At 37.5% G+C, this 23,308-nt stretch carries 18 protein-coding genes, 2 tRNA genes and 3 rRNA genes; 12 read left to right on the top strand and 11 right to left on the bottom strand.

All coding sequences use genetic code 11. The features are described from left to right. Positions 1-88: 88 nt before the first annotated feature. The gene (locus EAG08_RS14435) at positions 89-562 is read left to right on the top strand and encodes a VanZ family protein (RefSeq protein WP_129536043.1); all 474 of its coding nucleotides are present in this window, start codon (positions 89-91) and stop codon (positions 560-562) included. A gap of 819 nt (positions 563-1,381) precedes the next feature. On the opposite strand, the gene rrf is transcribed toward EAG08_RS14435, so the two are convergent. The 7 genes from rrf to gcvH all read right to left on the bottom strand — a co-directional run bounded on the left by rrf (position 1,382) and on the right by gcvH (position 8,420). Next, positions 1,382-1,489, bottom strand: a 5S ribosomal RNA gene (rrf, locus tag EAG08_RS14430). A 143-nt stretch (positions 1,490-1,632) separates the two neighbouring features. Continuing rightward, a 23S ribosomal RNA gene (locus EAG08_RS14425) occupies positions 1,633-4,392 on the bottom strand. Between the two features lie 205 nt (positions 4,393-4,597). Then, positions 4,598-4,671: transfer RNA gene (locus EAG08_RS14420), tRNA-Ala, on the bottom strand. An 85-nt stretch (positions 4,672-4,756) separates the two neighbouring features. Then, a tRNA-Ile gene (locus EAG08_RS14415) sits at positions 4,757-4,830 on the bottom strand. Positions 4,831-5,063: 233 nt separating this feature from the next. After that, positions 5,064-6,581 (bottom strand): 16S ribosomal RNA (locus EAG08_RS14410). The 16S, 23S and 5S rRNA genes sit together here with 2 tRNA genes alongside, the layout of an rRNA operon. Before the next feature lie 1,106 nt (positions 6,582-7,687). Beyond that, a complete protein-coding gene (locus tag EAG08_RS14405) occupies positions 7,688-8,050 on the bottom strand; it encodes a VanZ family protein (protein WP_228446586.1) in 363 nt (120 codons plus the stop codon). Next, the gene (gcvH, locus tag EAG08_RS14400; protein ID WP_129536042.1) at positions 8,043-8,420 is read right to left on the bottom strand and encodes a glycine cleavage system protein GcvH; all 378 of its coding nucleotides are present in this window, start codon (positions 8,418-8,420) and stop codon (positions 8,043-8,045) included. Before gcvH ends, EAG08_RS14405 begins: the two co-directional genes overlap by 8 nt. 222 nt (positions 8,421-8,642) lie before the next feature. Here gcvH and EAG08_RS14395 point away from each other — a divergent pair, with 222 nt between their 5' ends. The 3 genes from EAG08_RS14395 to EAG08_RS14385 are packed head-to-tail and all read left to right on the top strand — an operon-like array spanning position 8,643 to position 10,608. Beyond that, a complete protein-coding gene (locus EAG08_RS14395) occupies positions 8,643-9,314 on the top strand; it encodes a class I SAM-dependent DNA methyltransferase (RefSeq protein WP_129536041.1) in 672 nt (223 codons plus the stop codon). Beyond that, on the top strand, positions 9,311-10,018 hold the full coding sequence (locus tag EAG08_RS14390; protein ID WP_129536040.1) for a VanW family protein: 708 nt from the start codon (positions 9,311-9,313) through the stop codon (positions 10,016-10,018). The genes EAG08_RS14395 and EAG08_RS14390 overlap by 4 nt, the downstream gene beginning before the upstream one ends. Beyond that, entirely contained in the window at positions 10,015-10,608 is a 594-nt protein-coding gene (locus EAG08_RS14385; protein WP_129536039.1) for an ACP phosphodiesterase, read from the top strand. The genes EAG08_RS14390 and EAG08_RS14385 overlap by 4 nt, the downstream gene beginning before the upstream one ends. 3 nt (positions 10,609-10,611) lie before the next feature. Here the strand turns inward: EAG08_RS14385 and EAG08_RS14380 are convergent, their stop codons facing one another. Next, the gene (locus EAG08_RS14380) at positions 10,612-11,073 is read right to left on the bottom strand and encodes a DUF6702 family protein (RefSeq protein WP_129536038.1); all 462 of its coding nucleotides are present in this window, start codon (positions 11,071-11,073) and stop codon (positions 10,612-10,614) included. 114 nt (positions 11,074-11,187) lie between these two features. Here EAG08_RS14380 and EAG08_RS14375 point away from each other — a divergent pair, with 114 nt between their 5' ends. The 3 genes from EAG08_RS14375 to EAG08_RS14365 all read left to right on the top strand — a co-directional run bounded on the left by EAG08_RS14375 (position 11,188) and on the right by EAG08_RS14365 (position 15,591). Beyond that, positions 11,188-11,766: a HupE/UreJ family protein gene (locus EAG08_RS14375; RefSeq protein WP_129536037.1), complete on the top strand. Its 579-nt coding sequence runs from the start codon at positions 11,188-11,190 to the stop codon at positions 11,764-11,766. A gap of 483 nt (positions 11,767-12,249) precedes the next feature. Further along, a complete protein-coding gene (locus tag EAG08_RS14370; protein WP_129536036.1) occupies positions 12,250-14,628 on the top strand; it encodes a M1 family metallopeptidase in 2,379 nt (792 codons plus the stop codon). A gap of 228 nt (positions 14,629-14,856) precedes the next feature. After that, positions 14,857-15,591 carry a hypothetical protein gene (locus EAG08_RS14365; RefSeq protein ID WP_129536035.1) on the top strand — a complete coding sequence of 245 codons (735 nt, stop codon included), beginning with the start codon at positions 14,857-14,859 and terminating at the stop codon, positions 15,589-15,591. Positions 15,592-15,650: 59 nt separating this feature from the next. Here the strand turns inward: EAG08_RS14365 and EAG08_RS14360 are convergent, their stop codons facing one another. Genes EAG08_RS14360 through EAG08_RS22230 form a run of 3 tightly spaced genes read right to left on the bottom strand, consistent with a single transcriptional unit; the run spans position 15,651 to position 17,454 of the window. Next, the gene (locus tag EAG08_RS14360) at positions 15,651-16,349 is read right to left on the bottom strand and encodes a LytR/AlgR family response regulator transcription factor (protein WP_129536034.1); all 699 of its coding nucleotides are present in this window, start codon (positions 16,347-16,349) and stop codon (positions 15,651-15,653) included. Then, positions 16,346-16,723 (bottom strand): GHKL domain-containing protein, encoded by a 378-nt coding sequence (locus EAG08_RS22235; protein WP_228446585.1) that lies wholly within the window; start codon positions 16,721-16,723, stop codon positions 16,346-16,348. Before EAG08_RS22235 ends, EAG08_RS14360 begins: the two co-directional genes overlap by 4 nt. A 41-nt stretch (positions 16,724-16,764) precedes the next feature. Then, positions 16,765-17,454, bottom strand: a complete 690-nt coding sequence (locus tag EAG08_RS22230) for a histidine kinase (RefSeq protein ID WP_228446584.1) — start codon at positions 17,452-17,454, stop codon at positions 16,765-16,767. Between the two features lie 150 nt (positions 17,455-17,604). On the opposite strand from EAG08_RS22230, the gene EAG08_RS14350 reads away from it, so the two are divergent. From EAG08_RS14350 to groL, 5 genes are all read left to right on the top strand, one after another. After that, positions 17,605-18,300, top strand: coding sequence for a DUF2490 domain-containing protein (locus EAG08_RS14350; RefSeq protein WP_129536033.1), 696 nt, complete (start codon positions 17,605-17,607; stop codon positions 18,298-18,300). A gap of 18 nt (positions 18,301-18,318) precedes the next feature. Then, positions 18,319-19,605 carry a CitMHS family transporter gene (locus EAG08_RS14345; RefSeq protein WP_129536032.1) on the top strand — a complete coding sequence of 429 codons (1,287 nt, stop codon included), beginning with the start codon at positions 18,319-18,321 and terminating at the stop codon, positions 19,603-19,605. Between the two features lie 70 nt (positions 19,606-19,675). Beyond that, a complete protein-coding gene (locus EAG08_RS14340; protein WP_129536031.1) occupies positions 19,676-20,881 on the top strand; it encodes a cation:dicarboxylate symporter family transporter in 1,206 nt (401 codons plus the stop codon). 379 nt (positions 20,882-21,260) lie between these two features. Further along, positions 21,261-21,539 (top strand): co-chaperone GroES, encoded by a 279-nt coding sequence (groES, locus tag EAG08_RS14335; RefSeq protein WP_047444781.1) that lies wholly within the window; start codon positions 21,261-21,263, stop codon positions 21,537-21,539. Between the two features lie 107 nt (positions 21,540-21,646). Next, complete coding sequence (groL, locus tag EAG08_RS14330; RefSeq protein ID WP_129536030.1) at positions 21,647-23,272, top strand: chaperonin GroEL; 1,626 nt, start codon at positions 21,647-21,649, stop codon at positions 23,270-23,272. Positions 23,273-23,308: the final 36 nt, after the last annotated feature.

The raw sequence follows: 23,308 nt of genomic DNA, 5'->3' as shown, positions 1-23,308 counted from the left end.
CATAAGGGTAAGATTTTTGTTATTAAAGAATACAAAAACTAATAAGCACTTCAACCTCTTTTTAATTACTAATCCCTAAAGGAAACCTATGAAAAGATATTTTGCAGTATTTATTGCCTTATACACCGTCGTTTTATTATATATGATGTTTTATGCTTCTGGTAGAGAACCTTCAGAAATTTCGTATATCCAGCATCAGCCATTTATTACCATTCAGCATTTTTTCAATGACAACAATATTGATAATCAAGCTTTTATTGTCAATATATTTGGTAATATATTTCTCTTCAGTCCATTTGGATGGTTAGGATTATGTATTAAAAAATTCAATCATTTTGTTCCCATCACATTATTTTTTCTTATAGCAATAAGTATTATTGAATCCATTCAATATATATCAGGAAGAGGCGTTGCAGATATTGATGATGTGTTTTTGAACACCATAGGAATGTTAATCGGATTTGTACTATTCAAATATGCAACTTGGAAAAATATTGCCAATATCAAGGTTCACTTTGAATTGTTAGATTCTAAAAGTAAGCGTGTATCAACGGTTTCATAATATTCACGAAAAGAATAAATCAACATTTATGTTAAATTATTAACGATCTGTCAAACTAAATTTTTCAGGAGCTTGATCCAGCTCTACACTATATCTTTTTTGTGCCTGTGCTTTTACCGGATAACAAAAAAGGATGCCGTTTCGATCTGGGCTATGGGTGACTGCATTCTTTGATTATATGTCAAAAAAATGACTTTTTCCATTTTCAAAACTATTACTTGATGGTTGATGGTTGATGGTTGATGGTTGATGGTTACGCAAAATTACATTTGTGTGGGTATTTTAAGATGAATAAAAATCATCTTGTATTCATCATTAAAATGAAGCTTATGAATCATCTTAAAACAATTACAATATATAACTTTCCAAGATGTGTAGTTGTTTCCAAAAGCCGCAGAGCGGCGGACTGTTAGTAGAATATGAACAAAAGCTCATGGAAGGAGAAACTCCTCCAGAGCGACCTGTAAATTCTGTGCAGCATTTACAAATGAGGAATAGATAGCGTTCCTACGGAACGCGCTTGTGACCGCTTCAGCTTTTTTCTACACAGATATTGCTCCTACGGAGCAACAGTATGGATTATTGGATTAAATTATCTTGATTTTCATTAACTTCTTTACCCTAAACTAGATCTCGAATCATGTAAACACTTAAGTTCTTTTATTTTTAACTTAATTTCTAAAATTTAGAACAAGAAAAGTCTCCTACAAATCCATGCCTGAGGCTTCTAAGGGTTAGTTAGTTAGATTTTAAGGTTTACTTAAGGTTTAGGACAAAAAAAAGTCTCATACAACTGAATGTATGAGACTTTTAAATAAAAACTGGCGGCGACCTACTCTCCCGCTTTCGCAGTACCATCGGCGCTGGTGGGCTTAACTTCTGTGTTCGGAATGGGAACAGGTGAGCCCCACCGCTAAAACCACCCTAAAGGTTGTATATTGTTGTCAGTTTTTGGTTGATTGTTGATGGTATAATACTATCAACTGTCAACTCTTTACTGTCAACTGTTTTATCGATAAAAATGTTCACAAAGAGAGAACCTTGATTGCGCAATTAAGCGTTGCCAATTAGGCTATAAATCTACGGGTAATTAGTACTACTCGGCTATGCTGTTACCAACTTTACACCTGTAGCCTATCAACGTCGTCATCTCCAACGACCCTTAAAAGATGTCTCATCTTGAGGCGAGTTTCGCACTTATATGCTTTCAGTGCTTATCTCTTCCAAACGTAGCTACTCAGCGGTGCTCCTGGCGGAACAACTGATACACCAGAGGTTTGTTCAATTCGGTCCTCTCGTACTAGAATCAAGCCCTCTCAAACATCTAACGCCCGCAATAGATAGAGACCGAACTGTCTCACGACGTTCTGAACCCAGCTCGCGTGCCACTTTAATGGGCGAACAGCCCAACCCTTGGGACCTTCTCCAGCCCCAGGATGTGACGAGCCGACATCGAGGTGCCGAACCTCCCCGTCGATGTGAGCTCTTGGGGGAGACTAGCCTGTTATCCCCGGAGTACCTTTTATCCTATGAGCGATGGCCCTTCCATACGGAACCACCGGATCACTATGTCCTGCTTTCGCACCTGATCGACTTGTAGGTCTCACAGTCAAGCACCCTTATGCCATTACACTCTACGCACGGTTACCAAGCGTGCTGAGGGTACCTTTGAAAGCCTCCGTTACTCTTTTGGAGGCGACCACCCCAGTCAAACTACCCACCACGCAGTGTCCTTCTAAAAGAAGTTAGGCTCCAAGTAAGTAAAGGGTGGTATTTCAACGTTGACTCCACAAACACTAGCGTGCCTGCTTCAAAGTCTCCCACCTATCCTACACATTACTTACTCAAAGTCAATACGAAGTTATAGTAAAGGTTCACAGGGTCTTTTCGTCCCATTGCGGGTAAACGGCATCTTCACCGTTACTACAATTTCACAGAGCTCATGGTTGAGACAGTGCCCAGATCGTTACACCATTCGTGCAGGTCGGAACTTACCCGACAAGGAATTTCGCTACCTTAGGACCGTTATAGTTACGGCCGCCGTTTACTGGGGCTTCAGTCAAACGCTTCGCATTGCTGCTAACGCCCTTCCTTAACCTTCCAGCACCGGGCAGGTGTCAGACCCTATACAGCATCTTTCGATTTAGCAGAGTCCTGTGTTTTTGATAAACAGTCGCCTGGGCCTCTTCACTGCGGCCAGCATTGCTGCTGGCGTCTCTTCTTCCGAAGTTACGAGACTATTTTGCCTAGTTCCTTAACCATGATTCACTCTAGCACCTTAGGATTCTCTCCTCGACTACCTGTGTCGGTTTTGGTACGGGTTGCTTCACTTCGGCTTTTCTTGGAAGCACTTTCCTTACAGCAACTTCGCCCGAAGGCTAGGTCTTGACTATTCCGTCAGTCTCCAGTAAGTACGGCACTCCGTCCCCTTTTTAGTGTGAGCAAGTATGGGAATATTAACCCATTGTCCATCCACTACCCCTTTCGGGTTCGCGTTAGGTCCCGACTAACCCTCAGCTGATTAGCATGGCTGAGGAAACCTTAGTCTTTCGGTGAGCGGGTTTCTCGCCCGCTTTATCGTTACTTATGCCTACATTTTCTTTTCTGTCCGCTCCACCAAGCCTCACGACTCAGCTTCTGTGCAAACAGAATGCTCCCCTACCAGATACAACCCTAAGTTGTAAATCCATAGCTTCGGTACTCTATTTATGCCCGATTATTATCCATGCCGGACCGCTCGACTAGTGAGCTGTTACGCACTCTTTAAATGAATGGCTGCTTCCAAGCCAACATCCTAGCTGTCAATGCAGTCCAACCGCGTTGCTTCAACTTAATAGAGATTTGGGGACCTTAGCTGTTGGTCTGGGTTCTTTCCCTCTCGGACACGGACCTTAGCACCCGCGCCCTCACTGCCGTGGAACATTTATTAGCATTCGGAGTTTGTCAGGAATTGGTAGGATTTGACTCCCCCGCATCCAATCAGTAGCTCTACCTCTAATAAACTTATACACGACGCTGCACCTAAATGCATTTCGGGGAGTACGAGCTATCTCCCAGTTTGATTGGCCTTTCACCCCTACCCACAGGTCATCCGAAGACTTTTCAACGTCAACCGGTTCGGTCCTCCACTTTGTGTTACCAAAGCTTCAACCTGCCCATGGGTAGATCACAAGGTTTCGCGTCTAATACTACTAACTAAGCGCCCTATTCAGACTCGCTTTCGCTCCGGCTCCGGACCTGAAGTCCTTAACCTCGCTAGTAACATTAACTCGTAGGCTCATTATGCAAAAGGCACGCCGTCACCCAACTTGTGGGCTCCGACCGCTTGTAGGCGTACGGTTTCAGGTTCTATTTCACCCTTCTATTCGAAGTGCTTTTCACCTTTCCTTCACAGTACTTGTTCACTATCGGTCTTTCAGGAGTATTTAGCCTTGGAGGATGGTCCCCCCATATTCAGACAGGATTTCACGTGTCCCGCCCTACTCATTTATCATCTAAATATACCTTTCATGTACGGGGCTATCACCCTCTATGGCTGTTCTTTCCAGAACATTCTATTAAATATATAAAGACTTTTGGGCTAATCCGCGTTCGCTCGCCACTACTTACGGAATCTCTTCGATTTCTTTTCCTCAGGGTACTTAGATGTTTCAGTTCTCCTGGTTTGCTCCTCTTACGAGGTGACATGTCTTCAACATGCCGGGTTGCCCCATTCGGACATCTGCGGATCAATTCGTGTGTGCCGATCCCCGCAGCTTTTCGCAGCTTACCGCGTCCTTCTTCGCCTCTGAAAGCCTAGGCATCCGCCATACGCCCTTAACGATTTCTTTCCTAATTATTAATTAGTTCAGTATTTTTTGCTTAGTATTGCTACCAAGCTATTTTTGTAAACTCAAACGCTTAATTGCGCTCGGTTTTCTCTTTGTGATATTTTTACCGTTAATGTCAATGATCTTAATTCTTTCTGCTTGTCTGATAAATGGATATTTGTTTTGGCTCTATCCATCGTACTTTTAAATCAAACGCACAAAACTGTGGAGAATAAGGGAGTCGAACCCTTGACCTCCTGCGTGCAAGGCAGGCGCTCTAGCCAGCTGAGCTAATTCCCCCTCTAGTAGTTGTCAGTTGTCGGTTTTTAGTGGTCAGTTGAAAACTAACTTCTAATTACTAACTTCTAACCTCTAATTCAATTAGTAGTCTCGGGCAGGCTCGAACTGCCGACCTCTACATTATCAGTGTAGCGCTCTAACCAGCTGAGCTACGAGACTTCATGTTTTTAGTTGTCGGTTGTCGGTTTTTAGTTGTTAGCTTTAAAACTAACTTCTAATTATCTAACCTCTAACTTCTGTAACTAAAATCTCTCTTTCCCTGATACTAATTTCTAGTGGGTTTTGTATTTTTATAATATAAGCAACCGAGTAAAAAACTAAAACGTTTTCTTTTAAGTAAGTACATGATACATTTAAGTATCTTTATTTGTTTAACGTCTAATGACGCTCTAAAATGAGATGTTCCAGCCGCACCTTCCGGTACGGCTACCTTGTTACGACTTAGCCCTAGTTACCTGTTTTACCCTAGGCAGCTCCTGTTACGGTCACCGACTTCAGGTACCCCAGACTTCCATGGCTTGACGGGCGGTGTGTACAAGGCCCGGGAACGTATTCACCGCGCCATGGCTGATGCGCGATTACTAGCGATTCCAGCTTCATAGAGTCGAGTTGCAGACTCCAATCCGAACTGAGACCGGCTTTCGAGATTTGCATCACATCGCTGTGTAGCTGCCCTCTGTACCGGCCATTGTATTACGTGTGTGGCCCAAGGCGTAAGGGCCGTGATGATTTGACGTCATCCCCACCTTCCTCTCTACTTGCGTAGGCAGTCTCACTAGAGTCCTCAACTAAATGTTAGCAACTAGTGACAGGGGTTGCGCTCGTTGCAGGACTTAACCTAACACCTCACGGCACGAGCTGACGACAACCATGCAGCACCTTGAAAATTGCCCGAAGGAAGGTCTATTTCTAAACCGATCAATTCCCATTTAAGCCTTGGTAAGGTTCCTCGCGTATCATCGAATTAAACCACATAATCCACCGCTTGTGCGGGCCCCCGTCAATTCCTTTGAGTTTCAAACTTGCGTTCGTACTCCCCAGGTGGCTAACTTATCACTTTCGCTTAGTCTCTGAAGCTTAAAGCCCCAAAAACGAGTTAGCATCGTTTACGGCGTGGACTACCAGGGTATCTAATCCTGTTCGCTCCCCACGCTTTCGTCCATCAGCGTCAGTTAAGACATGGTAACCTGCCTTCGCAATTGGTGTTCTAAGTAATATCTATGCATTTCACCGCTACACTACTTATTCCAGCTACCTCTACCTTACTCAAGACCCGCAGTATCAATGGCAGTTTCATAGTTAAGCTATGAGATTTCACCACTGACTTACGAGTCCGCCTACGGACCCTTTAAACCCAATAAATCCGGATAACGCTTGCACCCTCCGTATTACCGCGGCTGCTGGCACGGAGTTAGCCGGTGCTTATTCGTATAGTACCTTCAGCTTTCCACACGTGGAAAGGTTTATCCCTATACAAAAGAAGTTTACAACCCATAGGGCCGTCGTCCTTCACGCGGGATGGCTGGATCAGGCTCTCACCCATTGTCCAATATTCCTCACTGCTGCCTCCCGTAGGAGTCTGGTCCGTGTCTCAGTACCAGTGTGGGGGATCACCCTCTCAGGCCCCCTAAAGATCATTGACTTGGTGAGCCGTTACCTCACCAACTATCTAATCTTGCGCGTGCCCATCTCTATCCACCGGAGTTTTCAATATTAAATGATGCCATTCAATATATTATGGGGTATTAATCTTCCTTTCGAAAGGCTATCCCCCTGATAAAGGTAGGTTGCACACGTGTTCCGCACCCGTGCGCCGCTCTCAAGATTCCGAAGAATCTCTACCGCTCGGCTTGCATGTGTTAGGCCTCCCGCTAGCGTTCATCCTGAGCCAGGATCAAACTCTCCATTGTATGTTTGTCTGACTCACTCAAAGTTTTGACGCTTTAGTTTTTCCTTACTTGGTTGTTATATCTATTTTTCAATGATCTCTTCTCTTCCGCTTCCTCAGCTACCCTTTTCTGTCGTTGGGCGTTGCCGTATTTGCGTGTGCAAAAGTAATAACTTATTTCTAATTGACCAAATGTTTTTTGAAGAAATTTTAAAGTTTTTTAAGTAACCCTAAACCCTTTTCCTAAACATTCAATCTGCTACTCCTGCGCTTCCCGTATTGGGATTGCAAAGATACAAATCTTTTTTATTCTCACAACTTTTATTGCTAAAAATTTTCAGTGAATCTTTTTTTGATTTACATCCTATAAAGTAACTTAAATTATATGCCCGAAGGCCCTCCTGCGCTACTGATATACTCTCGTTTTCAGTGGGGCAAAAGTACCAACTTTACCCCCACACTTCCAAATCTATTTAACATAAAATTCAAATTAAATTCATATTTGACGGTAAAACCTTGAAAGCGTGGGAGAAAAATTTTCATTAGGTTGGAGGTTGGATGGTAAAGGATGGGGGTTGTGTTGGGGAGAGTTGATGCGTCGAGGTGCCGGAGCGTTCGAGAGGGGGTTGAAAGGTGGCGCTCCTACGGAGCTCATGCTCTTTATTGTAGATTAAACTAAAAACATCACACTCCTACGGAGCTCAAAATTTACTCTATCCGATATACTATGAACAGTGAGCTCCTGAAGGAGCTCAAGCATTCGTTTTTGCAATGGAGGTTATAAACATAGAGGCCCTAATAGAGCTTATGAGTGATTCGGAATTTTTTTCACCTGTCGGTCTTATTGATAAAAGCATATCGGAAGTTTTGTTGAGATGTTGATTATGAGGTTTACTTGACAAAAAAAACATCTTACTTTAGAAATGTAATTTTTACTTTGGTGATTTTTGATACATGACCACTACCCTAGCCCCGATAAAAGCGACATCCTTTTTCTGGTTGCCGATGCAGAGCAGCGGTAAACAGAAAAAGATACAGCGGTGAGCGGGATTAAGCTACTAATGAAAATGAAGTATAATGGCGGTGTGATACATGAAAGATACCGAAGTCGTTAAAAGAATCCGTAATCTAATTAAAATATCTTTTGATGAGTCTCTTATATATATAGTATCCGAGAAGGCAACCAATGGTGTCGGCAACAATGTCTAAAGTTTCCATTGATCTGCCGAAACCCATTTCTTCCTGAAGGATTTCTGTGAGGAAGGCGTAGATAAGGATGATCTGAAAAAAGTAAAAGAACTTGATTCTCGGGAAAGCCGCCATAAATGAGAAACCAAGCATTGCAAATATTCCCAGATGCAAAACTTTGTCGATTCCCTCGAACATAAAGAAATATTCGTGGTTTTCTACTCCGGGGCGCAGGAGCATATAAGTAAGAAATGCCCAATAAATGGGCAGTATCTTTATAAATATGTTTGAAATCTTATCCAATTAATGCCTGGTATTCTTCTGCAGAAAGCAATTCTGACTGATCTGCACCGTCAGCAATCTCCAATTTGATAATCCAACCGTTTCCGTAAGGTTCTGTGTTTAGTAATTCTGGCTGATCTTCTAACGCAGCATTGAACTCAATTACTTTACCAGAAATTGGCAAGAACAAATCTGAAACCGTTTTTACAGCTTCTACACTTCCGAAAACATCTCCTCCATTGATATCATCATCTACCGTATCTACATCTACATAAACGATATCTCCTAATTCTCCCTGTGCAAAGTCTGTAATACCAATTGTAGCAACATTACCTTCGATCTTTACCCATTCGTGATCTTTAGTGTACTTTAATTCTGATGGTGTGTTCATTTTAATTTTTTATTTAATATTGACAAATTTATTCAAAATACAGATATGCTCAAAGAAAATAAATAATTATTTAAAAAGCAGGCTAAAAGAGGGAGGTTTGGAACTTGAGAAGTTTTACATAGGCGACTTAAATTTAAGTTTTAATTATTTAAACACCACTAATTTTTTAAATATTCTTTTTTGCTAAATTCAACATTTAATATATAAAGGTAGAAGTTTAGAATGATCAAAAACCAAATCCATCAATATTATAACGACCTCGCAAAATCCTATGATGAAAACAGGTTTGAAAATTCTTATGGGAAGTATATTGATCAACAGGAAAGATATTTTTTGAATTCATTTTTGAGAGATGATAAGTATTCAAAAATTTTAGATTTAGGTTGCGGAACAGGAAGGTTATTGAATTTTGCAACGCATGGCGCAGATTTCAGTCAGGAAATGCTGAATATTGCTCAGGAAAAATTTCCACATAAACAATTAAAGATAGGAGAAATTTCAAATATTCCTTTTGAGGAGAACTTTGACTGTATTTTTTGTTTTCATGTCATCATGCATCAAACCAGACAGGAAACTGAGAATTTTCTAAATGAATGTTATAAAAAAATAAATAATGATGGAATTTTGATTTTTGATTATCCGATTAAATCAAGAAGAAAAGTACCTTCACCACAACAAGATTGGCATGCGAATAATACTTTTACACCCAATGAAATTTTAGATTTAATAAAAAGTGATTGGAAGATCATTGAAAGAAAAGGAGTTTTATTTTTTCCTATTCACAGAATTCCAAAGGCATTGAGGAAAATATTTCTACCTTTAGATATATTGATTTGTAAAACATTTCTAAAAAAGTGGGCATCGTATCAAATCGTAGTTCTGAAAAAACGATGAAACAGTTTATCAAAAACTCTCTTCCCTACTCATGGAAATTGCAGTATAGGTTATTGCAAAGGATTTTTCATGAACAGAAAAACGCTCACTTATATGCTAAAAATTATTTGAATGAAGATATTGGAGGTTATTCAGTAGAATTTAAGCAAGTAATCAGAAGAGGAGATTTCCACGAAAATAAAATTCATAACCTAAAAATCGTCTGTGAAAAAGTCAACAACTTAATCATTCAGCCAAATGAAATTTTTTCTTTTTGGAAAATAGTTGGCAAACCGAGTAGAAAAAACAAATTCAAAGAGGGCAGAAATTTAGTTAAGAACAATATTTCACAGGATTTCGGTGGCGGAATCTGTCAGTTCTCATCGATTTTATATTATTCTGCGTTGCAATACGGATTGGAAATTATGGAAAGACATTCTCATTCGATTGACATTTACAAAGAAAACGAACGTTTTACCCCTTTAGGTTCAGATGCTACGGTCGTTTTTGGGTATAAAGATTTGCAGATAAAGAATAATTTCCTGTTTCCGGTACAATTCAAATGTTGGGTAAACGAAAATGAACTTCACCTCATCATTCGCTCTCAAAATGAAATCAAACTGAACACTATACATTTCAAATATCAGGAAACTGAAAACGGAGTTTGGGTAGAAACCTTAAATAATGACCAAACTTTATTTAAAAATTTCTATATTCGTTTATGAACTTTCTCGCCCACTCTTTTCTCACATTTAATGACGGACAAATTGTCGGGCAGTTTCTCGAAGATTTTATCCGAAACAAAGACCGCTACTCTTTTCCGAAAGAAATTCAGGATGGGATTACTCTGCACCGTGCCATTGATACTTTTACTGATTCTCATCCAGCGATTCATGAAGCAAAAAAGGTTTTCAGTCCGCTAGTTAGGTTGTATGCAGGAGCTTTTGTAGATGTTTCTTTGGATTATTTTGTCGCCAACGATTTACAGCTAAATTCTCTACAAGGCTGGAAAGACCACTCGTTAAAAGTGTACAGAGTTCTCCATGAGCACTACGAATTTTTACCGGATAATTTCAGGTACATGCTTACCAAAATGGAACAGGATAACTGGCTGTACAATTACCGTCACGATCAGAATATTAAATTCAGCATGAGAAATGTTTTGAATAAAGCTAAATATTTAGATAAAGATATTCCGGTATTTGAGGCTTTTTTAGACAATAAAGATATTCTGCAGAAATGCTATGATGATTTTTTTCCTGATCTTTTAGCTCATGCAAAAGCAGAAAATGAGTTACTGCAACTTCGAAAATAAATTTTAAAACTGTTGAAACAAATACCGATTCGGATACGTGAGTTTTTCACTTTTACGGTTTCCATTGACGATGATGTGAACGAGATTAATCTGGTCATCAAATAAATTATACAGAAAACTCACCGCAGCTTCTACTTTTTTTGGATTTTCCACTTTTTCAGATTCCAGATAAATATTGACCGATTCGCTGTCTTCTTCGTAACCGATGTAATTGATTTTTAAAAACTGATTATCTGTTTTGAGTTTAAAATATTCTGAACTATAATTTTTTAAGGCCTCATTAATCTTAGCTTTATATTTGTTATCATTAAAATGAAATGACTTTCCGTATTTCTTGCCAAGACCATTTTCTAAATCATCTAAGAAAAATCTTCCGGTAATCTCAAAAGTTTTTGATTTTGAATTATAATTAATTTCTACCGAACCGACGTGATAAGGATGTACTTCTTTGGTGAAAGAAAGCAATAATAAAAGAGCCGCTAAAAAACAAAAAACCTTTTCATATCTATAAACTCATTGATCGTTCAAATCTTTTCCGAAATTAATCATTATTTTCGTAAACCTAATATTCATAACATAATGCAGGACTTTTTATTTTATTTAAAACTCGGTTGGGAACATATTATTTCATTGGATGCGCTTGATCATCAGCTTTTTGTTTTGGCATTAATTGCCGTTTACACTTCCAAAGACTGGAAAAAAATTCTGATTTTGGTGACTGCATTTACCATAGGACATTCTATCACTTTGGCTTTAAGCATTCTCGATGTGGTAAGACTTCCTTCTGATTGGGTGGAATTTTTGATTCCTCTGACAATTGTTTTGACGGCGGCCGGAAATATTTTAATGAAAAATAAAAAACAGACTCAGAATAAAACCAATTATTATTTAGCCCTATTTTTCGGATTGATTCACGGATTAGGATTTGCGAATACTGCGAGAGTGATGATTGCGAAAAGTCAGAGCATTGCCGTTCCGCTTTTAGGTTTTAATATTGGGTTGGAACTCGGACAAATCGTGATTGTGCTGGCCATTTTAATATTGCTTTTTATTCTTTTAAACCTTTTTAAAATTAATAAAAAAGACTGGATACTTTTTGTATCATCTGGAGTTTTTGCATTGGCTTTAAAAATGACCTTAGAGAGAATTCCTTTTTAGATCAATCATTGGCTTGTTTTTGAGATCTGCAAAGTCTTCTATTTTCCTGCAGCGAAATTGTCTTTCCGTTTTGTACCTACTCTTTGAAGAATATCCTTTCACATTGTAAAAACAAAAGTCGACACCGTGCCAATATTAAACAACAAGACAGGAATATTATTCCACATTGCAAAAATATCAAGTTACATAGAAAGAATGTAACTCTACATTGCAAGAATATAACTCCACATCGAAAGAATATACCATCCCATAGGAATAATATAAAATCACATCACAAGAATATAAAAACATCTGCCTCAAATATTATTACTTTGCAATCAATATCTCACCATCTTATTGCTTTTGAAAAACATTTTACAGTTTCTTTTAAACCGAATGTTTTTTAAGATCCGCCAATTCCCAAATATTCAAATCTATCACTGTAACATTCCCAAATTTTCAAATACTTATTATTATATTTGATCATTCTTAAATCATTCGTCAATGCAACTAAAAGTAACAGCACTTTCGCTATTTCTATATGTAAGTGTTTCTGCCCAAAACATTCAAAACAATCCGGGAAGTAATCACGGAAACAGATTTGAACAGTTGGGGACCATCCTTCCTACTCCAAACGTTTACAGAACGGCTTCAGGAGCTCCGGGACAGGCTTATTGGCAAAACAGAGCAGATTACGACATCACCGCATATCTCGACGAAGATAAAAGAAACTTAAAAGGTTCGGAAACGGTTACCTATCACAATAATTCGCCGGACGATTTAGATTATATTTGGTTACAGTTAGATGAGAACCAACAATCAACGGTCAAAAAAGCGGATTATCAGTTCTCTTCTACCCTGCCGAAATCTTTGAACGATCAGCAATTAAAGACGACAGATATTCCTGCAAAAGATAACGGGTATGGTGTTAATTTAGAAAAAGTAATTGATGCTTCAGGAAATCCTTTGAAATACACCGTCAATAAAACGATGATGCGTATTGATTTGCCTAAAGTTTTAAAGAAAGGCGAAAAATTCATCTTTAAAATAGATTGGAATTATAACATCCCGAACCGCACAAAAATGGGAGGCCGCGGCGGTTACGAAAATTTCGCAGAAGACGGAAATGATCTTTATACGATTACCCAATGGTTCCCGCGAATGTGTGTGTACAGCGACTTTCAGGGTTGGCAGAATCATCAGTTCACAGGAAGAGGTGAATTTGCTTTAGTTTTTGGGAATTATAAAGTTTCGATGAACGTTCCGGCTGATCATGTGATTGGAGGAACCGGAGAATGTAAAAACTACGAACAGGTTTTAACTCCTGAACAATTATCAAGATATAAGAAATCACAAACTTCGAATGAGCCTGTAGAAATTGTGACTTTGGATGAAGCTAAAAAAGCAGAGAAAAATCATTCAAAACAGAGAAAAACTTGGGTTTTTGAGGCAAAAGATGTCAGAGATTTTGCCTGGACGGCTTCAAGAAAGTTTGTCTGGGATGCAATGGGCGTTACGATTCCCGAAAACAATAATAAAGTAATGGCAATGAGTTTCTATCCTAAAGAAGCTTATGGTTTATACAGAAAATTCTCTACAAAAGCGGTTGCTCATACGATTAAAACGTATTCAGAATTCACGATTCCCTATCCTTATCCGGTAGCGCAGTCTGTGGAAGCTTCGAATGGAATGGAATATCCGATGATCTGTTTCAATTTTGGAAGAACAGAAAAAGATGGAACATATTCTGAAGGAATTAAAAACGGAATGATCGGGGTAATCATTCATGAAGTAGGACACAACTTTTTCCCGATGATCATCAACTCAGATGAAAGACAGTGGAGCTGGATGGATGAAGGTTTAAATACATTTACAGAATATTTAACGGAAGAAAAGTGGGATAATAAATTCCCTTCAAAACGTGGTCCGGCATGGACAATCGTTGATTATATGAAGCTTCCGAAAGATCAGCTGGAACCGATTATGAGTAATTCTGAAAACATTATTCAGTTTGGTCCGAACGCCTATTCAAAACCTGCAACAGGACTGAATATCCTTCGTGAAACGATTATGGGAAGAGAACTTTTCGATAAAGCATTTAAAACGTATTCAAAAAGATGGGCGTTTAAACATCCTGAGCCTGCAGATTTTTTCAGAACAATGGAAGATGCGAGTGGTGAAGATCTTGATTGGTTTTGGAGAGGCTGGTTTTACGGAACTGATCCTGTAGACATTGCGATTGATAAGGTTACGATTGCAACTCCGGATTTAGATGCAGTACCAATGGCAAAAGAGGAAACTTATACGGTTGATAGGCCTTTACAAAATGAATTTGAAGATATTTCGAAAATCAGAAACAGAGAAGATAAAAACATCACTTTTGATGTAGAAAAAGATAAAAGTCTTCAGGATTTCTACTATCGTTATGACAGAGGTCAGGAAAAAGTAGACAACAGCAAAACGTATACTGTAAAGAAAGATGAAAATGCGGCTTTAGATTCTAAAGACAAGGATAAATTTAAAAATATCACAGCGTATCAGATCGATTTTGTAAACAAAGGCGGATTGGTAATGCCTGTTATTCTTGAATTTACTTTCGAGGACGGTACAAAACTGTACGATAAATCTTCGGCTCAAATCTGGAGACAGAATGAAAAGAAAGTTTCGAAAACATTCTATTTTGATAAAAAATTAAAATCAATTCAGCTTGATCCGATGAGAGAAACAGCGGATATTGATACTTCAAATAATTTGTGGAGTAATGACGGAAGTTCTGCCACAAGCTCGAAATTTCAGTTATTTAAACAAAAACAAGACGGCCCAGTAAGAGGTGGAGGAACAGGAAAGGTCAATCCGATGCAGGCTGCAGGAAAGAAAAGCTAAAAAATAATTTTAAAAAGTATTCAGACTCTGGATACTTTTTTTTAGATTTGCCACCTATTAAAAAACTTTTACCCCCATGAAAAAACTTAGTTTATTGTTGATATTTATCTTTTCAGCACAGAGCTTTTTTGCTCAGTCTTTACAATTCTACACCGGAAAAAGAGATTTCATCCCCATTGAAATTCTGATGGAAGATGGCAGTACAAAAAAGGATTCGCACAGGATTTTATGCTTCCGGATGTTGCTACTTTCAGCTTTATGGGAAAAGGCGCAAAGTATGCTAATCTAGACAGAAAGGAGGTGAAATTTAAATCATCAAAAAGCGATACTCAAGTACAATTGATTTCAGTCTCAGATATAAAAAACCTTATTTATACAAACGAAGACACGCAGGAAACATCTCAACTAGATAAACGTCTTGTAAAAGAAATAAATAATGATCTGGAAATGGAATCAGAAGGTAAAGTATTGATGCTTCCACTGATGCAAAAAGGGAAAATAAATCTATACGGCTACAGAAGTATGATGTGCAGAGCCGATTTTGGGGACAATGTTTCTTCTGGATTTAATGGAAACGAAGACAATTGCCAACTTACTTATGTGATGATCTATTTAAGTAAACCAGACGAAACTTTTGCCGTTGCGCCGGTAGATTACAGTTCATTAAGTCCTTTAGCTTTATTCAATATGAAAACATTGTATAAAAAGTTTTACAAAGCATACGACATTGTAGGCGCCGACTGCCCTGAATTTCTGAAAAAAGTGGATGAAGCAAGACAAAGCGATTATTTCTCCAACAAAACTTTCAAAGAAAACAAAAGAGAATCAGAAGCCGAAAGAAAAGCTTTAATTAAAGGAAAAAAAGGTGCAGAAGCATCAAGAATCAATATGAAGTTCAGAACAGAATTATTCATAAAAATGTACAAAAAACTGCTTGATGATTATGAGCAAACATGTCATTAATTATCATTTAAAATTCACTTATTATAAGTGAATTTTTTTTATGAAAAACCTTATTTTTTTTAATTCAAATACGTTTTCAAGAAATTCTTATACGTTCTGCCTAACGGAAGTTTATCACCGTCTTTAAGATAAACATTCCCGGTATCATAAGAACTGATATGAGATGACAAAACGATGTATGATTTATGAATTCTGATAAACCCTAAGTCTTGAAATTTCTCTTCAAAATTAGACATTCGTTCAAGAATCATGTATTTTTTGAGAGCCGTAATAAGGATGATATATTCTCCAAACCCCTGAATCCATTTAATATCTTCCAAGAAAACTTTATTCATGATATAATTGGATTTAAACATGATAAAATCTTCCTGCTTTTTATTCTCTGCTGAATTTTTAAACTGTAAAAAATCTTTTGCTTTATTGACTGCTTTTTTAAACGTTTCAAAATCTACAGGCTTCACAAGGTAATGCACAACATCCAGCTCAAAAGCTTTTACAGCATATTGGGTTTCCAGCGTAAGGAATATACAGAGAGGTTTGTAGGGTAACTGCTGCAAAAGTTCAATCCCATTCATATAAGGCATATTGATATCCAGAATCACAAGATCTACTTTATTTTTCAGAAGATATCCCAATGCTTCTTCCGGGTTTTGAAATCCTTTTATAAGGTCGATCCCTTCTATTTGATAACAGTATTGCTCGATAAGCTGCAACGCAGGATATTCATCATCTACACTTACTATTGTCAAATTGGTCATGATAATTTAATTTTTAAAACGGTCTGATATTCTTCATTCTCTCCTTCTGTAGAAATAAAAGTAAATATACCCGAATAATTTTTTTCTAAGATACTCATTACTGCTTCATTCCCTAATCCGCCATTATCTTCGTTGTTCACAAGGATTTTCTTTTTAGCAATGCTATTTATAATTTCAACAAATATCTCCTGATTTTCTATTTTGTATTGGACTTTTATAAAACTGTCAGATTCAATTCCGATGGCCGAATGCTTAAGTGCATTTTCAAATAGCGTAAGAAAAATTGAGGGCGGAATTTCAATTAATTCCAATGTTTCTTCGTCCTGAATATCAAAAGAAATATCCAGCCGGTTATTGTATTTCAGCTGATACAATCCGGTAAGAGACTGAATAGATGAAAACTCCTGCGCAATATTTATTTTTCTTTATTGGTATCATAAATTACATATTGAAGCAGCTTGCTGAGTTGTAATATAGATTCTGAGGTATTTTCTGAAGCATGAAAACTTTTTGAATAAATGTTATTGAGTGTATTCAGCAGAAAGTGAGGATTCAATTTAGATTTAAGCAAATCCAGATGTAACTGGTCTTTTTCTTCTCCCAATTCCTGAAAATCCTGTTCTATTAAAAATTTATCTTTCGTTATTCCTAAAAATGAAGCCACAAGAATCACAATTCCCTGCTGTGTATAGACATTGTATAAAAATTTGGTATTGGAAAGCGTCTCATTAAAATTCATTTTAAAAACTGCCGGCTCTAATAAAATTCTGAAAAGACTGAACACCAAAAAACAAATCAAAGCATACAAAATAAACTGCGGATATTTATTGGATAAATAAAATTGCGGAACAAGATAATAGTATACCAAATAATATAATCCAATATTGAAAAGAATTACAAATAATACACACCAAATTAATTCCGGAGCATCAAGAAAGTAGTTTTCGGTGAAAAAAGTGATCAAAATGAAAACAAAAAAGAAGAAAACATGCTGAAACTTCAATAAAAAGCCCCAACGGTATTTCATCAGCATTTTTAGAATCTTATTATTAAATAAAACTCTAAAAACCAACAATATAACCACAATATTTACTAATAAAAACATCTGAAAACTAGAATTTTCGGTCTTCCAAATATAACATCTTTTTAACCTTATCATGTAGTTTACTGATAAAATAGGTCATTGATTGAAAAATTAATCCGCGATTTCTCCTTCTGGATATATTTGGGAATACAGATATTAATTAAATATTACATGAAGATTAAATTAAAATTAACTATCATTTTACTGATATGTTTCTGCACCTCAGCAAACGCGCAAAGCCGTGATAATTACAACATGTGGTTTCAGTATCTTATGTCTGCAAGATTAACAGACAAAAGTACGTTAACTGCACTTTCTCAATACCGCTCTTTTGATTTGGCTTATGACACAAGACTTTTCTTGGTCTCAGCCTATGTAGATTATGAGATTGCCAATGATGTAAAACCCGCGGCAGGATTTATGTTCCTTGTTTTGGACTCTTATAAATCTGATAACAGTAAAAAGGAAAGATATGAAAAACGACCTTTTCAACAGGTGAGTTTAGGAGGTAATATTGGAAGAACATCCATATCTCACCGTTTCCGTGTAGAAGAACGTTTCATCAGTAATCCGGACGAATTCATTGTAAGGCTTCGTTACCTGATTTCCCTGAGAATTCCATTTAACAAAGCCGGAGAAAAAGAAAAATTCTACGGAATTCTGAAAAATGAGATCAGAATGAATGTGGTGAAAGAAGATCCGTTCGACAGCAACCGTTTAACCGCAGGAATCGGCATAAAAACAGGAAAAAACTCAGCGATAGAAGTTGCGTTTATCAACCAACTCGAAACCGGATCTACAAGTAATTACGGATATATCGGATTTAGAAACAGCTTCGACTGGCGCAAAAAAGAAAAAAACAGATAACCCAAAATACATTTAGTTATGCTTACATTCCTTGGATTTTTAATGATCATCATCTTTATGGTGCTCATTATGAACAAAAAAATGACCCCGCTTACAGCTTTGGTTATCGTCCCTGTAGCCATCGCTCTTTTTGCAGGCTTCGGCCCTGAACTCGGAGATATGATGAAAAACGGGGTTAAAGAAATAGCTCTTACCGGAGTGATGTTAATTTTTGCTATTCTTTACTTCAGTTTAATGATTGACACAGGATTATTTGAACCGTTGGTGAATATGATTCTAAAAGCCGTTGGAGATAATCCTATAAAAACGACCATCGGAACAGCCATCCTTACAACGCTCGTTTCTCTGGATGGAGACGGATCTTCCACTTATTTAATTGTCGTTGCTGCCATGTTGCCACTTTATAAAAAGCAAGGATTGAATCCTTTAATCCTAACCTGTATTATTATGTTAGCAGGCGGAATTATGAATATTCTCCCTTGGGGCGGGCCTACCGCAAGAGTAATGAGCTCTCTGAAGCTTGGGCACACAGAAATATTTGTTCCCATGATCCCTATTATGGCTATAGGTATCGCGTGGGTGATATTTGTTGCTTATATCTTAGGCAGGAGAGAGAAAATAAGAATTGCCAAACATGGAAAATATACCAACTATAATACTAATGATATAATCGGTGAAGTAGATCTTAAGCTTAGACGTCCGAAATTAATCCTCATCAACCTGACTCTTACAATTGCGCTTTTGGTCGTGATGATTCTGGATGTGGTTCCTTTGGGAATTGCCTTTATGATCGCCTTTTGTATTGCATCTATTATCAATTATCCAAAATTAAAAGACCAGCAAAAGATTATGTCTAAACATGCAGGAAATGCTTTATCGGTTGCAGGAATGATTTTTGGTGCAGGAATTTTCACGGGAATTCTCAATGGCTCCGGCATTATGCAGGCGATGGGAAACAGCATGATAGAAATAATCCCCAAAAGCTGGGGTGGATCTCTGAATATCATTACAGCCGTATTTAGTGTTCCGCTTACCTTTTTCCTTACCAATGATGCTTACTATTTCGGAATTCTTCCGATTATCACAGCAACCGGACATCAATTGGGAATTCCGCCTGACGTATTGGGAAGAGCAAGTCTTGTTGGGCAGGCTTCCCACCTTTTAAGTCCACTTGTTCCTTCAACGTATTTATTGGTTTCTCTTGCAGGCGTAGAATTTTCAGATCATTTAAAATATACTTTAAAATGGGCTCTCGGATCCTCTGTTGTGATGTTATTGGCTGCGCTGATTCTTGGGATTATTTAATATTAATTAAAAACACCTTTATTCTGGTGAGAATATAATTATATTTTTGTAGAGACAAATAGTTTTTGAAATGAACCTTTTCCATACAAAAAAGACATTTACAGGCAAATACTTAAGGAATCTTACCCTTTATGTATTTGCTGGCATTATCGGGGGAGTGCTTATGGGATATTACTTCCCTGAGGTAAGCATTAAACTTGGCGTGGTAAGTCAGTATTTTTTTATGGTGCTGGAAACACTCATTCTGCCGATTATTTTCATGGCTATTATTTATGGGATCTGTCATTTAGCGGAAATTAAAAATGCAGACAGACTTATCTGGCAAACCGGACTCTATTTTATTTTGACAACTTCTTTAGCCATTATATTAGGGTTTATTTTTGGTTTCGCCGTACAACCGGGAGCCAACACTGGCATCGACAGCAGTAAAATAAATACCTTTCTTCCCAAAACGTTTGCAATTAATGATAATTCTATCACTTCCGTTCTTTATCTTAACCGACATGTCATTTTTCTTATTGTGTCGATTATTATCGGTGTCTCCTTAAATCTGTCTAAAGGAAGAGAACGTTTTATAAAAGTATTGGATTATGGATTGGGGGCTTTCTACACTGTTATCAAATATTTATATATCATACTTCCGATTATTATTTTCTGTAATATCGCTTTTGGGATTTCAATGTATGGCATCAATACTCTTTTACCGCTCAGCAAAGTCGTGGCCACCGTATATCTTGCGGATATTGTTTTTATTTTCGGAGTGTTGGGGTTTGTTTCTTATCTATTTAAATTTAATCTTTGGAAATTTCTTCTCAACATCAAAGAAGAAATTATTTTAGTGATTACAACCTCTTCTTCAAAAACAGCCTTTCCCATCATTTTTGAAAAAATGGAAAGCGAAGGATATAGTAGAAAAATTTTAAGATTTATTATTCCGTTGGGATATAATTTTAATCTAGCTGGGGCTTGTATTTATCTTTCTGTAGCCTGTTGTTTCCTTATACAGTTTTATAACATTTCTTTAAGCATTAATGATTACATTTGGCTTTTTATCATCATTTCCATTACCTCTAAAACTGCTTCAGGAGTTCCCGGATCAGGATTTTTGGCACTTATTTTCACATTAAACAGATTCGGAAAAATCCCTTTGACTGATATCGCCTTGCTCTACAGCGTAGACCGCTTTATGAATGAAGCAAGATCTGTTACCAATTTTATTGGCATTGCGGTTTCCGGTGCGGTAATCTCGAAGCTCAATCAACATCAAAAAAATTAAGAGTCTGTGATTATGATATTTAATATTGGACACATAGAATTTTAAAATATTTTCACCCCTTTAAGAAGAATTTAGCGATTAAGAGAAAATCCATGGATTTCCTTAAGCAGGTCAGTTTAAAACAGAAATAAAACTTATTATTCTAAAAATTTCAAGTCCCTCTAATGGTCAAAATAATCAATCTTGATTCACCTGAATTACGCCTTACCCTATATTGATATTTTACCATCAGACGATTCTTACAATTTTCAAAAAAAGGATCGAAATTTTTCTGCCAAAATTTCACATCTTCAAAAAAAACCTGCCAAAAATCTCCTTCAAGACCGTTGGCATAGATTTAGAGAATTTCAACACAGAAATAATTAAAAATAAAAATATTATGTCAGTAAACTTTAAACCCTTAGCAGACAGAGTGCTTATCGAGCCAATCGCTGCAGAAACTAAAACAGCTTCAGGTATTATTATCCCAGACACAGCTAAAGAAAAACCACAAGAAGGTACAGTGGTAGCAGTAGGTCCTGGTAAAGTAGATGAGCCTACAACTGTAAAAGTAGGTGACAAAGTTCTTTATGGAAAATATTCAGGTTCTGAATTAAAATTAGACGGAAAAGATTTCTTAATTGTAAAAGAAGGAGATTTATTGGGTGTAATTGGATAAGATTCCAGATACAAAACATCAGATTTCAGACTATTCAAATTAAATTCAAATTAAAACAAGTGTTACATGTCTAACTTCTGACATTTAACATCTAATATCAAATCAAAATGGCAAAAGAAATAAAATTCGATATCGAGTCAAGAGACGCTCTAAAAAGAGGAGTCGATGCATTGGCTAACGCAGTAAAAGTAACTTTAGGACCAAAAGGTAGAAACGTAGTAATCGAAAAATCATTCGGTGCACCTCACGTTACTAAAGATGGTGTTTCTGTAGCAAAAGAAATCGAACTTGAAGACAGAGTAGAAAATATGGGAGCGCAAATGGTAAAAGAAGTTGCTTCCAAAACTAATGATATTGCAGGAGATGGTACTACTACCGCTACTGTTTTGGCACAGGCTATCGTAAGAGAAGGTCTTAAAAACGTAGCTGCAGGTGCAAACCCAATGGACTTGAAAAGAGGAATCGACAAAGCAGTAACTGCTGTTGTTGCTAACCTTAAAGAGCAGTCTAAGCAAGTTGGAGACTCTACAGAAATGGTGAAGCAGGTAGCTTCGGTTTCTGCAAACAATGACGAAACAATCGGATCTTTGATCGCTGAAGCTTTCGGAAAAGTTGGTAAAGAAGGTGTAATCACTGTAGAAGAAGCAAAAGGTATCGATACAACGGTAGATGTTGTAGAAGGTATGCAGTTTGACAGAGGATACCAGTCTCCATATTTCGTGACGAACCCTGAGAAAATGACGGTTGAATTGGAAAATCCTTACATTCTTTTAGTTGAGAAAAAAATCTCTTCAATGAAAGAATTGCTTCCTGTTCTTGAACCAATTGCACAAAGCGGAAAATCTCTATTGATTATTTCTGAAGAAGTTGAAGGTGAAGCTTTGGCAACTTTGGTAGTGAACAAATTAAGAGGTTCTCTTAAAATTGCTGCTGTAAAAGCTCCTGGATTTGGTGACAGAAGAAAAGCAATGTTGGAAGATATCGCAATCTTAACTGGCGGACAGGTTATTTCTGAAGAGCAAGGTTTCACAATGGAAAACGTATCTCTTGATATGTTGGGAACTGCTGAAAAAGTATCGATCGACAAAGACAACACAACAATCGTAAACGGTGGTGGTGAAGAAAGCAAGATCAAAGGAAGAGTAAACCAGATCAAAGCTCAGATGGAAACGACTACTTCTGACTACGACAGAGAAAAACTACAGGAGAGATTGGCTAAATTAGCCGGTGGTGTTGCCGTACTTTACGTAGGTGCAGCTTCTGAAGTTGAAATGAAAGAGAAAAAAGACAGAGTTGACGATGCATTGAACGCTACGAGAGCAGCAGTTGAAGAAGGTATCGTTGCAGGTGGTGGTGTTGCTTTTGTAAGAGCGATCTCTGCTTTAGAAAATCTTGAAGGAATCAATGCTGACGAAACTACAGGGATCAAAATCGTGAAAAGAGCGATCGAAGAGCCATTGAGACAAATCGTTGCTAACGCAGGAGGTGAAGGTTCTGTAATCGTAGCTAAAGTTGCTGAAGGCAGCGGAGACTTCGGATACAACGCTAAAACTGACGAGTATGTAAACATGCTTGAAGCAGGAATCATCGACCCTACGAAAGTAACAAGAGTTGCCCTTGAAAACGCAGCTTCTGTTTCTGGAATGCTATTAACAACAGAGTGTGTTATCACTGAAATTAAGAGCGCAGAACCTGCTATGCCAATGGGAGGTGGAATGCCGGGAATGATGTAACACGGCGTGTCACCGAGACAATATAAAATTAAAACC

This window comes from Chryseobacterium sp. 3008163 (genome assembly GCF_003669035.1).
Classification (GTDB): Bacteria; Bacteroidota; Bacteroidia; order Flavobacteriales; family Weeksellaceae; genus Chryseobacterium.
This window is presented reverse-complemented; position numbering and strand designations above follow the sequence as displayed.